At 70.7% G+C, this 13,846-nt stretch carries 17 protein-coding genes and 1 tRNA gene; 2 read left to right on the forward strand and 16 right to left on the reverse strand.

The genetic code is table 11. The annotated features are described in order from the left end of the window. Window position 1 precedes the first annotated feature (1 nt). Window positions 2-928 carry a helix-turn-helix transcriptional regulator gene (locus ACQCO7_RS14015; protein ID WP_464072148.1) on the forward strand — a complete coding sequence of 309 codons (927 nt, stop codon included), beginning with the start codon at window positions 2-4 and terminating at the stop codon, window positions 926-928. On the opposite strand, the gene ACQCO7_RS14020 is transcribed toward ACQCO7_RS14015, so the two are convergent. The 7 genes from ACQCO7_RS14020 to ACQCO7_RS14050 form a co-directional block, all read right to left on the reverse strand. Beyond that, window positions 910-982, reverse strand: a tRNA-Ala gene (locus ACQCO7_RS14020). The genes ACQCO7_RS14015 and ACQCO7_RS14020 overlap by 19 nt on opposite strands. Window positions 983-1,080: 98 nt before the next feature. Beyond that, the gene (locus ACQCO7_RS14025; protein ID WP_029184092.1) at window positions 1,081-1,752 is read right to left on the reverse strand and encodes a histidine phosphatase family protein; all 672 of its coding nucleotides are present in this window, start codon (window positions 1,750-1,752) and stop codon (window positions 1,081-1,083) included. After that, window positions 1,749-2,186, reverse strand: a complete 438-nt coding sequence (gene rsfS, locus ACQCO7_RS14030) for a ribosome silencing factor (protein WP_464072149.1) — start codon at window positions 2,184-2,186, stop codon at window positions 1,749-1,751. The genes ACQCO7_RS14025 and rsfS overlap by 4 nt, the downstream gene beginning before the upstream one ends. A 75-nt stretch (window positions 2,187-2,261) precedes the next feature. Continuing rightward, on the reverse strand, window positions 2,262-3,986 hold the full coding sequence (locus tag ACQCO7_RS14035) for an LCP family protein (protein WP_464072150.1): 1,725 nt from the start codon (window positions 3,984-3,986) through the stop codon (window positions 2,262-2,264). Between the two features lie 25 nt (window positions 3,987-4,011). Then, window positions 4,012-4,638, reverse strand: coding sequence for a nicotinate-nucleotide adenylyltransferase (nadD, locus tag ACQCO7_RS14040; RefSeq protein ID WP_050373599.1), 627 nt, complete (start codon window positions 4,636-4,638; stop codon window positions 4,012-4,014). Window positions 4,639-4,683: 45 nt separating this feature from the next. Next, window positions 4,684-4,848 (reverse strand): hypothetical protein, encoded by a 165-nt coding sequence (locus ACQCO7_RS14045; RefSeq protein ID WP_029184090.1) that lies wholly within the window; start codon window positions 4,846-4,848, stop codon window positions 4,684-4,686. A gap of 131 nt (window positions 4,849-4,979) precedes the next feature. Then, the gene (locus ACQCO7_RS14050; RefSeq protein WP_010355358.1) at window positions 4,980-5,132 is read right to left on the reverse strand and encodes a hypothetical protein; all 153 of its coding nucleotides are present in this window, start codon (window positions 5,130-5,132) and stop codon (window positions 4,980-4,982) included. Window positions 5,133-5,273: 141 nt separating this feature from the next. On the opposite strand from ACQCO7_RS14050, the gene ACQCO7_RS14055 reads away from it, so the two are divergent. Next, entirely contained in the window at window positions 5,274-6,371 is a 1,098-nt protein-coding gene (locus ACQCO7_RS14055) for a M48 family metallopeptidase (RefSeq protein WP_464077206.1), read from the forward strand. Window positions 6,372-6,461: 90 nt separating this feature from the next. Here ACQCO7_RS14055 and ACQCO7_RS14060 read toward each other — a convergent pair whose 3' ends face one another. From ACQCO7_RS14060 to rfbA, 9 genes are all read right to left on the reverse strand, one after another. After that, window positions 6,462-6,743 carry a type II toxin-antitoxin system RelE family toxin gene (locus ACQCO7_RS14060; RefSeq protein ID WP_464072151.1) on the reverse strand — a complete coding sequence of 94 codons (282 nt, stop codon included), beginning with the start codon at window positions 6,741-6,743 and terminating at the stop codon, window positions 6,462-6,464. Window positions 6,744-6,747: 4 nt separating this feature from the next. Further along, complete coding sequence (locus ACQCO7_RS14065) at window positions 6,748-7,029, reverse strand: type II toxin-antitoxin system Phd/YefM family antitoxin (RefSeq protein WP_464072152.1); 282 nt, start codon at window positions 7,027-7,029, stop codon at window positions 6,748-6,750. Between the two features lie 72 nt (window positions 7,030-7,101). Further along, window positions 7,102-8,172: an SCO2583 family membrane protein gene (locus ACQCO7_RS14070; RefSeq protein ID WP_464072153.1), complete on the reverse strand. Its 1,071-nt coding sequence runs from the start codon at window positions 8,170-8,172 to the stop codon at window positions 7,102-7,104. A 77-nt stretch (window positions 8,173-8,249) separates the two neighbouring features. Then, a complete protein-coding gene (locus ACQCO7_RS14075) occupies window positions 8,250-8,792 on the reverse strand; it encodes an SCO2584 family spore wall biosynthesis protein (RefSeq protein WP_464072154.1) in 543 nt (180 codons plus the stop codon). A 100-nt stretch (window positions 8,793-8,892) separates the two neighbouring features. Next, entirely contained in the window at window positions 8,893-10,176 is a 1,284-nt protein-coding gene (locus tag ACQCO7_RS14080) for a glutamate-5-semialdehyde dehydrogenase (RefSeq protein WP_464072155.1), read from the reverse strand. Window positions 10,177-10,426: 250 nt separating this feature from the next. Further along, window positions 10,427-10,852: a hypothetical protein gene (locus ACQCO7_RS14085; RefSeq protein ID WP_409112640.1), complete on the reverse strand. Its 426-nt coding sequence runs from the start codon at window positions 10,850-10,852 to the stop codon at window positions 10,427-10,429. A 203-nt stretch (window positions 10,853-11,055) separates the two neighbouring features. Next, window positions 11,056-12,186: a glutamate 5-kinase gene (gene proB, locus ACQCO7_RS14090; RefSeq protein ID WP_464072156.1), complete on the reverse strand. Its 1,131-nt coding sequence runs from the start codon at window positions 12,184-12,186 to the stop codon at window positions 11,056-11,058. A gap of 141 nt (window positions 12,187-12,327) precedes the next feature. Further along, complete coding sequence (rfbC, locus tag ACQCO7_RS14095; RefSeq protein WP_464072157.1) at window positions 12,328-12,927, reverse strand: dTDP-4-dehydrorhamnose 3,5-epimerase; 600 nt, start codon at window positions 12,925-12,927, stop codon at window positions 12,328-12,330. A 26-nt stretch (window positions 12,928-12,953) separates the two neighbouring features. Beyond that, the gene (gene rfbA, locus ACQCO7_RS14100) at window positions 12,954-13,823 is read right to left on the reverse strand and encodes a glucose-1-phosphate thymidylyltransferase RfbA (protein ID WP_464072158.1); all 870 of its coding nucleotides are present in this window, start codon (window positions 13,821-13,823) and stop codon (window positions 12,954-12,956) included. Window positions 13,824-13,846 lie beyond the last annotated feature (23 nt).

Here is a 13,846-nt window from a genome sequence, read left to right on the forward strand (position 1 = left end):
GATGGGGGACGTGACGACGGGAACGATGGAGACGGCACGGACAGCACCGGCGCCCGCACGCCCCGCCCAGCGCCGCCGCCCCGAGCTGGCCTCCTTCCTGCGCACCCGGCGCGCCCGCCTCACCCCGGCGGACGTCGGCATGGCCCCCGGCCTGCGCCGCCGCACCCCCGGCCTGCGCCGCGAGGAGGTCGCCCAGCTCTCCGGCGTCGGCGTCACCTGGTACACGTGGCTGGAACAGGGCCGCCCGATCAACGCCTCCGCGCAGGTCCTGGACGCGATCGCACGGACCCTGCGCCTCGACCAGCCGGAGCGCGAGCACCTCTACCACCTCGCGGAAGTCCCGTTCACGGCCCACCCGGAGACCGAGGTCCACTGCGTCACCCCCGAGGTCCAGGGCATCCTCGACGCCCTCGCCCCGCGCCCGGCGGTGGTCTACAACGCCCGCTACGACATCCTCGCCACCAACGCCCCGTACCGGGCCCTGTTCTTCCGCCCCGGGGAGGGCGTACCGAACGCCCTGTGGCGCCTGTTCACCGCACGGGACGAGGAGTGCCCCCTCGCCTTCCGCGACCAGGAACTCCCGGTGATGGTCGCCACGATGCGCTCCGCGTACGGCCTGCACGCCGGCGAACCGGCCTGGGAGACCTTCGTGACCCGCCTCTCGGAGGCCAGCCCCATGTTCGCCCGCCTCTGGAAATCCGGCGACGTGGTGGAACCCGGCCGCCGCGTGAAGGTCTTCCGCAACTGCGGCGTCGGCGAACTGCGGATGACGTCGATGTCCCTGTCGATCGACGGGATGCCGGAGTGCCGGATCGTCGTCTACACACCCGGCGACGAGGAATCGGCGGAGCGGACGAGGCAGCTGACAATGAAAGATCCCGCCCCCACCGGGGACGGGATCTTGAGAAGTGGAGCTAAGGAGAATTGAACTCCTGACCTCCTGCATGCCATGCAGGCGCTCTACCAACTGAGCTATAGCCCCTCGCGTTCTTCCCGTTCCGTCTGGCCGGGCGAACAAGAAGAACTTTAGCCTGCGACCTGCCGGAAAGTGAAATCCGGGGTGCGGGCCGCCGGGGACGCTCAGTCGTCGTCGCCGAGGACCGGTTCCGGGAGGGTTCCGGCGTTGTGTTCCAGGAGCCGCCAGCCGCGGGCGCCCTCGCCGAGGACGGACCAGCAGCAGTTGGAGAGCCCGCCGAGGGACTCCCAGTTCCCGGAGTCGAGCCCGAGGAGGCGCCCGATGGTGGTGCGGATCGTGCCGCCGTGGCTGACGACGACGAGCGTCCCGTCGTCGGGCAGCTTCTCGGCGTGACGCAGGACGACGGGAGCCGCGCGGTCGGCGACCTCGGTCTCCAGCTCGCCGCCACCCCGGCGCACCGGCTCGCCGCGCTTCCACGCGGTGTACTCGGCGCCGTGCCGCGCGACGATCTCCTCGTGCGTCAGCCCCTGCCAGGCACCCGCGTACGTCTCACGCAGCGCCTCGTCGTGGGTGACGTCGAGACCGGTGAGCGCGGCGAGTTCGGCGGCCGTGTCGGCGGCGCGGGAGAGGTCGGAGGCGACGATCGCGTCCGGCGTGAGGGAGGCCAGCAGGCGGGCGGCGCGGCGGGCCTGGGCGACACCGGTCTCGGTCAGGGCGACGTCCGTCGTGCCCTGGAAACGGCGTTCGACGTTCCACGCGGTCTGGCCGTGCCGCCACAGGATGACCCGGCGCCCCCGGCCGGGCCTGCCGTCGGCGACCTCACCCGTGGCGCTCACCACTCACCGCCGGCGCCGTCCTCGGCGGCCTGGAGCTTGGCGTGCTCCGCGCCCTTGCCGCGGGTCGCCTTGGCGTCCTCGGGGAGGTCGAGCTCGGGGCAGTCCTTCCAGAGCCGCTCCAGCGCGTAGAACACGCGCTCCTCGCTGTGCTGGACGTGGACGACGATGTCGACGTAGTCCAGCAGCACCCAGCGCGCCTCGCGGTCGCCCTCGCGGCGTACCGGCTTGGCGCCCAGCTCCTTGCTGAGCCGCTCCTCGATCTCGTCGACGATCGACTTGACCTGGCGGTCGTTGGGGGCCGACGCGAGCAGGAAGGCGTCGGTGATGGAGAGCACATCGCTCACGTCGTAGGCGATGATGTCGTGCGCGAGCTTGTCGGCCGCGGCCTGCGCGGCGGCCGAGATGAGGTGGACAGAGCGGTCGGTGGCGGTCACTGCACGGCTTTCCCTAGGCGGTCGGTTACCCCTCAAGGGTCTCACGGCCCGCCGAGCGCGCTCACGCGATGACCATCAGGACGCCGACCGCTTGTAGTCCTTCCCCAGGATCACGGTGACGTCCCCGCCGGACGCCGCCGCGGATTTCTTGACGGCGCTGTCGGCCAGGCCCAGGGTCTTGGCGACCTGGGTGGCGTTGTTCTTCTCGGCGTCGTCGCCGTAGGTGACGGACGAGGTGGAAGCGGTCGAGGCGACCGTGCCGCCGTCGAGGACGGTGAAGCCGCCGTTGAGCAGGACGACGCGGGCGTCCTCGGAGTCGGCCTTCTTCCCGGTGGCGTTCTGCACGGAGACGCGGACGGCCGCGCCGGGGTCCGGGCTCTTCGCCGTACCGCCCAGGACGTTCTTGACGACCTCGGTGCTGGCCTCGGCGCTGAGCGTGCCGTCCTTCTGGACCGGGAGGGTGTCGGTCTTGTAGTCGCCGCCCTTGGCGAGGGAGGCCAGGTTCGCGAGGAAGGCGCCGAGATCCTTGTCCGTGAGGGACGGGTCGAGGATCTGCGCGAGCGTCTGGACGGTGATCGTCGCGGCCTGCGCGTCGCTGGAGATCTTGCGCAGCACCCCCTGCACGACCTGCCCGAACCGGGTGAGCTGCGCGTCCTGCGTCTCCTCCTCGCCCCGGTACGTGGCGTACGCGACGGCCATCTTGCCGCTGAGCGACTGCTTCTCCCCTTTGTTGACCAGCGCCTCCCCCTTCTTCGAGGCCGGGTCGGGGACGGTCGCGTCGGTGTCGGTCTCGATGCCGCCGACCAAGTCGACGAGGTTCTGGAGGTAGGGGGTGTCGAGGCGCCAGGTCCCCTCGATGTTCGTGCCGAGGACGGTGTCCAGCGCGTCGCGGGTGCCCGCCGAGCCGTCGTCGTCCACGGACTTCGCGAGCGTCGTGCTGTTCCCGTCGTCCGTGGTCACGACGAGGGAGTTCGGCAGCAGGACCGTCGTCCCCCGCTTCGCGGTCGTGTTGTCGACGAGCAGCAGCGTGGAGGTGCCGCCCTTCGCGGTGTCGTGGAGGTGGACGACGACGACGTCCCGCTTCTGCGCGGCGCCGCCGGTCGTGGCGGTGGCCTTGCTGTCCGAGGAGGACAGGCCGGGGAGCTTCCCCGCGTACGCGAGATAGCCGACGCCGCCGACGGCGGTCAGCGCGAGGACGACGACGAGTGCGACGAGCCGGCTCTTCGCGCGCCGCTTGGCCTCCTCGCGGCGCTCCGTGCGGTTCTCGGTGAAGTTGAGCCAGTCGATGACGTCCTCGGAGTCCGCGGTGGGCTCCTCGACGAACGCGAACTGCTCGGTCTTGTAGTCCCGCCCCTCCTGTGCGGGGGCGTCCTCGACGGGGGCCGGGGGCGCCTCTTCCTCGACGGGGGTGGACTGCTGGGGCGGGATGTAGGCGGTGGCGGGCGCCTCGGCCTGACCCGCGTCCGTCGCGGTCCGGCCGTACGGGGCGTACGCGTCGTACGAGGGCTGGGTGCCGTACGCGTCGTAGCCGTAGCCCTGCTGGTCGTACGGCTGTTGCTGGCCGTACTGCTGCTGGGGGTAGGCGGGCTGCTGGCCGTACCCGTAGTCGTAGCCCTGGCCCTGCTGCTGAGGTTGCTGGGCCTGTTGGGTCTGCTGGGCCGCGTACGGGTCGTAGGGCTGCTGCGGGGGGACCTGTTGCTGGGGGCGGCCGTAGACGGGACGGCCGTAGTCGTCGTAGCCGACCACGACGTACGGGGTCTCCTCGTCGTCCGACTGGTCCGCGTCGTAACGGTTGTTCACCGGTGCCCCTCTCGGCCTGCTCGCCTCACTCGCCGCGGTACAGCTCGCGCTTGTCGATGTAGCGCACGACGCCGTCCGGCACCAGGTACCAGACGGGGTCCCCCTTCGCGACGCGCGCGCGGCAGTCGGTGGAGGAGATGGCGAGCGCGGGGACCTCGACGAGGGAGACGATGCCGTCGGGCAGGCCGGGGTCGGCGAGGTGGTAGCCCACGCGGGTCACGCCGATGAAGTGCGCCAGCGCGAACAGCTCGTCCGTGTCGCGCCAGGTGACGATCTGCGCGAGCGCGTCGGCGCCGGTGATGAAGAAGAGGTCCGTGTCCGGGTTGAGGGCGCGCAGGTCGCGCAGGGTGTCCACGGTGTAGGTGGGGCCGCCGCGGTCCATGTCGATCCGGCTCACCGAGAACTGGGGGTTCTCGGCGGTCGCGATGACCGTCATCAGGTAGCGGTCCTCCGCCGGGGAGACCGCGCGGTGGCTCTTCTGCCAGGGCTGGCCGGTCGGGACGAACACGACCTCGTCCAGGTGGAACGCCGCGGCGACCTCACTGGCCGCCACGAGGTGTCCGTGGTGGATCGGATCGAACGTCCCGCCCATGACGCCGAGGCGGCGCTTGCCCGGTGTCGACGGGCCGGTAGGCATGTCCTGCTCTCCCATGCGGCAGACCCTACCGGCACCGGGTGAGGGGCCGGCCGGGGTGTCTCAGCGGTCGCGGTTGAAGCGGGTGGTGATCCACAGCAGGAGCAGCAGGATGCCGAACGCGGCACCGCCGGTGACCAGCGGGTCCAGGCTCTGGTGGTTGCCACCGTGCTCCTCGCCCTCGGCGGCGAGGGTGACCAACTGAACTGCGGTGCTGTGAAGGCTCATCTTCGTCAGGACCTATCCGGTGTGGGCGGAGTAAAGACGTCGGCCCATGGTACGGGGACGGGCCGTCGGCGATCACGCCGACTCCGCCATCGGGAAACAGGGCGAGGGGCCCGGGGAACTTTCGCGGGGCGTCAGTCGTCTTTCCGCTTGTAGCCCCGCAGCAGGAACCACCCCGTCAGCACACAGCCCACGACCATCACGAGAAGCACGATCCGGAGCAGGTTCCCCGGCCCCTGCTGGTCGGCGGCGGCTGCGGCGAGCCAGGCGGCGGGGGTGTGCTCCATGGTGCGGGACTCCTTCGGATGTAGTGCCCGTCCACCGTAACTCCGCCTAGGCTGGCAGCAGCCTCGGGGGCATAAAAGACCGCACAAGGGTCAGCAAAGGGGCCGTAAGCGGCTCACTCCACTTCGCACATGGGGGACGACATGTCCGACGACGGCCAAGAGCAGAGCGGCCACGAGAACGTGCCCAGCAGGCAGCGCAGGCGATTCCCGGAGATCTCCTCGCGTGCCTACGAACACCCCGCCGACCGTTCCGCCCTGGTCGCCCTGCGCAAGCTGAGCGGCTTCGACACGGTGTTCAAGGCGCTCAGCGGGCTCCTTCCGGAGCGCAGCCTGCGCCTCCTCTTCCTCTCCGACTCGGTCCGCGTCTCGGAGCAGCAGTTCGCGCACCTCAACGACATGCTGCGGGACGCCTGTCACATCCTGGACCTGGAGAAGGTCCCGGCGATGTACGTCAACCAGGACCCGCAGCCCAACGCGATGTGCATCGGTCTCGACGAGCCGATCATCGTCGTCACCACGGGCCTCGTCGAACTCCTCGACGAGGAGGAGATGCGGGCGGTCGTCGGCCACGAGGTGGGCCACGCGCTCTCCGGCCACTCCGTGTACCGCACGATCCTGCTCTTCCTGACGAGCCTCGCGCTCCGGGTCGCCTGGATCCCGCTCGGCAACCTCGCGATCATGGCGATCGTGACGGCGCTGCGCGAGTGGTTCCGCAAGTCCGAACTCTCCGCCGACCGCGCCGGGTTGCTCGTCGGCCAGGACCTCCAGGCGTCCATGCGCGGCCTGATGAAGATCGCGGGCGGCAACCATCTGCACGAGATGAACGTCGACGCGTTCCTCAAGCAGGCCGAGGAGTACGAGGAGGGCGGCGACCTCCGCGACTCCGTCCTCAAGATCCTCAACGTCCTGCCCCGCTCGCACCCCTTCACGACCGTCCGCGCGGCCGAGCTGAAGAAGTGGGCCGAGTCCCGCGACTACCAGCGCATCATGGACGGCCACTACCCGCGCCGCACACAGGACAAGGACACGTCGGTCACCGACTCCTTCCGCGAGTCGGCGGCCAGCTACGCGTCCAACGTCAAGAACTCGAAGGACCCGCTGATGAAGCTGGTCACCGACATCGCCGGCGGCGCGGGCGACCTGGGCGGCCGGGTGCGGCGGGGGTTCGGGGGCGGAAACCGCACCTCGACCCCGACGAAGGACCGGCCGCAGACGGAGACCGAGGGGGACGAGCAGTAGGACCCCGGGGGTGCCCTGTGCCGACCGTTTCCCGAACGGCCGGCACAGGGTCCTCTTCACGATTGCGTACGTCCACCGATGCCCCGAGGGCTACGGAACCTGCCGGTAGACGTCCCGGCGGTTGCCGACGGCCAGGACCCACACGATCAGCTGACCGTTCTCGACGGTGTAGACGACGCGATAGTCGCCGACCCTGAGTCGCCAACGGGCACTGTGCCCCTGAAGCGCTTTGATGTCGAACGCGGTGATGTCCCCCGCATCCATGGCCTTCTGGAGTTCGGCGAGGCGGTGCAGGACGCGGAGGGCGTCCAGGCGCGGGACCTTGAGCATCTCCCGCTGCGCGTGTGACGTGAAACGTGTGACGTACCCCATGGGGTCACCCTTGAGGGGCACGGAGCAAGGCGGCCATCTCTTCGAGTGAGACCGACCCCTGCACGCCCTCGGACTCGGCCTCGTCGGCCAGACGGTTCAGCCACGCTTCCTCGGCGTTCTCCGCAACCTCACGCAAGCGCTGGTATTCCTGGATGTCGATCACGACGGCTTCCTGCTTGCCGCGCCGGGTGATGATCGTCGGGGTCTCCTCCCGGCGAGCACGATCGATGACATCAGCGAGGTGACTACGGACCTCGGCCATGGATTCAACCACCGGATCACTCATGCACCCAATGTACTAGATGTACATGAACTCTGCGGGGCAAGACCGAAGAGCCCTCGATGCCGGCCGACCCCCTCACACCTTCGGCAGCGCACCCCCCGCCAGCGTCCCGCACAGCGCCGCCGTCGTCCCCGTCCCGTACGGGTCCGTCCCTGCGGGGCCCGCCGTGCCCGCTGTCTGCCCTGCCAGCAGGGGGCGCAGGTAGCCGACCGCGTCCGAGGAGCAGGCCAGGGGTCCCGCCTGGACCGAGGAGACCAGGAGCTGGGTCTGGCGCAGGCGCAGATCGTCCCGGTCGAAGCGGAAGTGGAGTTCGCGGCGGACGGTGAACAGGGAGGCCCGGGCCGAGGACGCCGATGCGGGGCGGAGGGCGTAGACGTAGGTGTGGTCCGCCGTGACCTCCAGTGTCGCGGAGTCCGTCTCGGCGACGCCGAGGGTGCCGCGGACCCGGATACCGGGGTCGGCCAGCTCGACCTGGTGGGGGTCGAAGCGGACGAGCCAGCCGGTGGGGGCGTGGAGGCCGTCGGCGGAGGGGTGGGTGAAGCTGGCGTCGAACTGGTCGAGCTGGGCGGAGTCGAGCAGCACCCGGGCCGCGCGGATCTGCTGGCCGAGAATCACCTCCGGATACAGCGCCGAGCGGACGATGTACTCCTTGGCCGTGGTGAGCGCGGTGACGACCTGGCTGTCGGAGAAGTGGGCGGTGCGCCGCGCGGCGGGCAGGGTGACCCCGTCGGCGCCGGTCCTGAACTCGGCGGCGGGACTGTGCGCGAAGAGGTACCCGGCGTCGGCGGCGCCGGGTACGGGGGACTGCGGGGCGAGCGGCACGACGGTCATCCGCAGGGGCTCGACCGCCCGCCGGGCGCCCGGCGACTGGTAGGGACTGCGGACCCCCATGTAGATGGCCGTACCGAACGCGATCGTGATCAGCAGGGCGAGGAAGAGGACCTGCCGGGTCAGCCCCCGGCGTAAGGGCGGAGGCCGGCGCCGTACGGCGGGCGCGTGGTCGCCGATGCGCTCCTGGGCGGAGTACTCCTGGATCCGGGCAGCGCGGACGAACGACTCGTCGAAGACGACGGATCGGTACTCGTCCTCTCCACCGGCAGGAGTGCCCTCGGGTGTCCCCTCCGGTGGGTCTCCAGGCCCGCCCATACCTTCAGAGTAGGTCTCAGGAGCCTCGGGTAAACGCCCTGCCGCAGGACAACTTCTGACAGGTTCTCAGCAACCGCTCACGGCGCCTGCGGGACCACCGAGACGGCCGGCGGAGCGGACGGCGTCGCGTCCGCGCCGGTGGACGTGGACGGCGCCTGCCGGCTGCCGCCGCCCGAGGAGGAGCCCCGGTAGACGGCGGTGAAGGCGAGCGCGACCATGCCGATGCCCATGACGAGGGCGAGGAGCCAGGCGACGGGCCGGTGCCAGCGGACCTGTTTGCCGTACGCCCCGTAGAAGCCGTACGACGCGGGGGCGCCGTAGCGCGCGTCGAGGACCTCGGGGTCGTCCAGGTCATCGAGGTCGTCGGCGTCGCGCCGGGAGCCGTCGGCGTAGCGCTCGGGGCGGGGTCTGGTGCGGCGGGACTCCGCCTCGGCCTCGGCTCTCGCCTCGGCGGCGGCCAGGAGGCGTTCGACGGCGGACGGTTCGTGGTGCACCGCCGCCTTCACGAAAGCCTCGTCGAAGACCACGGAGGCGAACTCTTCGTCCGACACCCCGCGGTCGTGGTCGTCGTCGGGCTGTCCGCCGTCAGGGAACGGCGTGCCCCCCACGTCCTCCGGCACGCTTCCAGAGTAGACCTGGGGGGTCCGTTTGGGCAGACGGTATGAATATTCGACCACCCGATGAGACGCCTCTCACGCCGGTCTCACACCGGACGGACCGTCAGCGGATGTGCCCGTCCCCGGTGACGATGTACTTCGTGCTGGTCAGCTCCGGCAGCCCCATCGGCCCCCTGGCGTGCAGCTTCTGCGTGGAGATGCCGATCTCCGCACCGAACCCGAACTGCCCCCCGTCGGTGAACCGGGTGGACGCGTTCACGGCGACGGTCGTCGAGTCGACCAACTGGGTGAAGCGGCGCGCGGCCTGCTGGGAGGTGGTGACGATCGCCTCGGTGTGGCCGGAGGTCCACAGCCGGATGTGCTCGACGGCCTTCTCCAGCGAGTCGACGACGGCCGCGGCGATGTCGTACGACAGGTACTCGGTCTCCCAGTCGTCGGCGGTGGCCTCCACGACCGTCGCGGTGGAGTCCTTCGCGTACGCCATGACCCGCTCGTCGGCGTGCACGGTCACCCCGGCCTCCGCGAGGGCGTCGAGGGCGCGGGGCAGGAACTCGGGGGCGATGTCCTGGTGGACGAGGAGGGTCTCGGCGGCGTTGCAGACGCTGACGCGCTGCGCCTTGGAGTTGATGAGGATGCCGATCGCCATGTCGAGGTCGGCGTCCGCGTCGACGTACACGTGGCAGTTCCCGGTCCCCGTCTCGATGACCGGGACCGTCGACTCGGACACCACGGTCTGGATCAGGGAGGCGCCGCCGCGCGGGATGAGTACGTCCACGAGCCCGCGCGCCCGCATCAACTCCCGTACGGACTCCCGGCTTTCGCCGGGCACGAGCTGTACGGCGTCGGCGGGGAGGCCCGCTCCGCCGACCGCGTCGCGCAGGACCCGGACGAGGGCGGAGTTGGAGGAGTGGGCGGAGCTGGAGCCGCGCAGCAGGACGGCGTTGCCGGACTTGAGGCACAGGGCGGCGGCGTCGACGGTGACGTTGGGCCGGGCCTCGTAGATGATGCCGACGACGCCGAGGGGCACGCGCACCTGGCGCAGGTCGATGCCGTTGGGCAGCGTGGAGCCGCGCACGACCTCGCCCACCGGGTCGGGCAGCGCGACGACGTCCCGCACGTCGGAGGCGATGGCCCGGATGCGCTCGGGCGTGAGCGTCAGCCGGTCGATGACGGACTCGCTGGTCCCGGCCTCGCGCGCCCGCGCCACGTCCTCCGCGTTCGCCTCGACGATCTCCCCGGTGCGCACCTCCAGCGCGTCCGCGATGGCGAGCAGCGCGTCGTCCTTCACGGCCCTCGGCAGCGGCGCGAGATCTGCGGCGGCGGCCTTGGCCCGGTAGGCGGCCTCGATGACCGGGGACATGGCGTCGTACGGAGAGAGCGTGGTCATGGGGAAAGCGTAGTGCTCCGCGAGAGGGCGTCCGGCGCGTGGTCCACACCGCGAGACGGGTCGGACCGACCGGCAAATGGAGGGCGGGAGAAGGAGCGGGGCTGGGTGCGTGCAGCTGCAAGGCGGAGGAGGGAGTCATGGCGGAGCCATGGGGACCGACGACAACGCGGCTGGGGGTCCCCCCTGCTCGCAGAGCTTGGGGGAGTGCGTGCCCAGCCCCGCGACGCCGCCCTCCATTTGCCGGTCGGTCTCAGAACGGGTGCACGCCCACCGGGGTCGCCGGGAGGGGGCCGTAGCCCTCCGCCACCCGTTGGTGGTAGGTCTCGCGGTTGATGACCTCCAGGCCGACGATCTCCCAGGCGGGCAGCCCAGCGGTCTGGCGGTGTTCGCCCCACAGGCGCAGGGCGACGGCGGCGGCGTCGTGGAGGTCGCGGGCCTCCTCCCAGTAGCGGATCTCCGCGTGGTCGGGGGCGTAGCGGCTGGTCAGGAGGAAGGGGTGGTCGTGGGCGAGCTGTTCCAGGCCCCGGCGCAGGTCCTTCACCGGGACGGCCGCGCCGGAGACGCTGAGGGTGACGTGCCAGAGGCGGGGGAGGTCCTTCGGTTCCTGGTACGTCTCACCCGCCACGACGCTGGTCAGTCCCCCACGGACCGTCGGCCCGGGGCGCGTTCGACTCACGACGGCCTCCTTGACAGCTTGCACCTGGAACACAGTTGAGCAGGCCGCCGCCGTCCGTGGGGCACTTTCACGGAACGTCCCCCGGCGGTACGGGAGCCGTTCGAACGCATGCCATGACGCTCGTACGACAAGACGACGGTCGGACGGCTCTCCCGTGCCCCTGTTCCCGTCTCCTGTGCCCCTGTTCCCGCCCGGCACACCTCTCAGGACGGGGCCAGCACCACCAGGTCGTCCCGGTGGACGACCTCCCGCTCGTACGCCGCCCCCAGCTCCCGCGCCAGCTCCCGCGTCGACCTGCCCAGCAGCTGCGGGATCTCCTTCGCGTCGAAGTTGACCAGCCCTCGCGCCACGGCCCGCCCGCTCGCGTCCCGCAGCTCGACGGGGTCCCCGGCGCTGAAGTCGCCCTCGACCGCCGCGATCCCGGCCGGCAGCAGGGACGTGCGGCGCTCCACGACCGCCTTGACCGCGCCGTCGTCCAGGGTCAGCGAGCCCTGGGGGGTCGAGGCGTGCTGGAGCCAGAGCAGCCGGTCGGCGGAGCGCTTCCCGGCGGGGTGGAAGTAGGTACCGGTGTCGCCGCCGGTCAGCGCCTCCGCCGCGAAGACGGCACTGGTCAGGACGACGGGGATGCCGGCGGCAGCCGCGATGCGGGCCGCCTCGACCTTGGTGGCCATGCCGCCCGTGCCGACCCCCGCCTTGCCGGTGCTGCCGATCTCGACGTGCGCGAGGTCGGCCGGGCTGTGGACCTCCGCGATCCTCGACGTCCCCGGCTTGCTCGGGTCGCCGTCGTACACGCCGTCCACGTCCGAGAGGAGGACGAGGAGGTCGGCGTGGACGAGGTGGGCGACCAGGGCCGCGAGCCGGTCGTTGTCGCCGAAGCGGATCTCGTCCGTGGCGACCGTGTCGTTCTCGTTGACGATCGGGAACGCGCCCATCGCGAGGAGCTTGTCCAGGGTGCGGGACGCGTTGCGGTGGTGGGCCCGGCGGCTCATGTCGTCGCTGGTGAGGAGGATCTGGCCGACCCTTACACCGTGGCGGGCGAAGGAGGCGGTGTAGCGGGCGACGAGGAGGCCCTGGCCGACGCTGGCCGCCGCCTGCTGGCGGGCGAGGTCCTTGGGGCGGCGGCGCAGTCCCAGCGGGGCCAGGCCCGCCGCGATCGCGCCGGAGGAGACCAGGACGAGCTCCTTCTCGCCGCCGCTGCGGGTCTTTGCAAGGGCGTCGACCAAGGCATCGACTCTGTCGGCGTCCAGGCCGCCGGAGGCGGTGGTGAGGGAGGAGGAGCCGACCTTTACGACGATCCTGTGTGCGTCTGTTACCCGCTGCCTTGCCGCTGTCACCTGCGTGTCCTCACTGCGTCTGGGATTCGCAATGTACGTGAGGGGATTGGGGTGGTGCGCTTTCGTTTCAGAGTGCGGGCCGTCTGTGGTTGCTCGCGCAGTTCCCCGCGCCCCTAAAAGCACCAGCGCGCCCCGGAGCAGCTACGAAGCCAGCGACCGCCTGTACGCCACGCAGTCCTCGTACCTCGGCAGGATCCCCAGCTCCAGCGCCTGCGCCAGCGTCGGCGCCTCCGCGTCCTTCGCCGACAGCTCCGGCGCGCCGGACACCGGCCACTCCACGCCGATCTCCGCGTCCAGCGGATGCAGCCCCCGCTCCCGCTGCGGCGCGTACCCCTCGGAGCACAGGTAGGTGACTGTCGCCCCCTCGGTCAGGGCGCAGAAGCCGTGGCCCAGGCCCTCCGAGATGTACACGGCGCCCCGGGTCTCGTCGTCCAGCCGCACCGCCTCCCACTTGCCGAAGGTCGGGGAGCCGACGCGGATGTCGACGATGACGTCGAGGACCGCGCCCTTCACGCAGGTCACGTACTTCGCCTGGCTCGGCGGCACGTCCGCGAAGTGGATGCCGCGCACGACTCCGGCCGCCGAGACGGAGAGGTTGGCCTGCCGCAGGTCGAGGGCGTGGCCGACCGCCTCCTCCAGCGCCTCGGCCTTGTACAGCTCCATGAACATGCCCCGGGCGTCGCCGAACTGCTGCGGTACGAACTCCCAGGCACCCTCGATGGAAAGGGGGTTGACCTTCATGGAAACAGGGTCCTTATCTGAGGCTCTCAGGCTTCGTACGTGAGCAGGTCGAGCAGGTAGTCGCCGTAGCCGCTCTTGAGCAGCGGTTCGGCGAGGGAACGCAGCCGGTCGTCGTCGATGAACCCGGCCCGCCAGGCGGCCTCTTCGATGCAGCCGATCTTCATGCCCTGGCGTTCCTCGACGACGCGGACGAACTCGGATGCCTGGACGAGGGACTGGAAGGTGCCGGTGTCGAGCCAGACGGTGCCCCGGTCGAGGACGGAGACCTGGAGTTCGCCCCGGTCGAGGTAGTACTTGTTGACGTCGGTGATCTCCAGCTCGCCGCGCGCGCTGGGCGCGAGCCCCTTGGCGATCTCGACGACGCGGCTGTCGTAGAAGTAGAGCCCGGGGACGGCGTACCGGGACTTCGGCCGCTCCGGCTTCTCCTCGATGGAGCGGGCGCGGCCGTCCTCGTCGAAGTCGACGACGCCGTACGCGGTCGGGTCGGAGACGGCGTGCGCGAAGACGACGCCGCCCTCGGGCTCGGCGTAGCGCACGAGCTGCCGGTCGAGGCCGACGCCGTGGAAGATGTTGTCGCCGAGGATCAGCGCGACGGACTCGTCCCCGATGAAGTCCTCGGCGATGAGGAACGCCTCGGCGATGCCGTTCGGCTTCTCCTGCGTGGCGAACTCGATGTTGAGGCCCCAGTCGGAGCCGTCGCCGAGGAGCCGCTCGAACTGGGGTCGTTCGTCGGGGCCGGTGATGATCAGGATGTCCCGCAGGCCGGCCAGCACGAGGGTGGTCAGCGGGTAGTAGATCATCGGCTTGTCGAAGACCGGCATGAGCTGTTTCGACACCGCACGGGTGATCGGCCACAGTCGGGAACCGGTACCACCGGCGAGCAGGATTCCACGCATGGACAAGCACCCTACGGCAGGTG

This window comes from Streptomyces saintjeani (genome assembly GCF_055409605.1).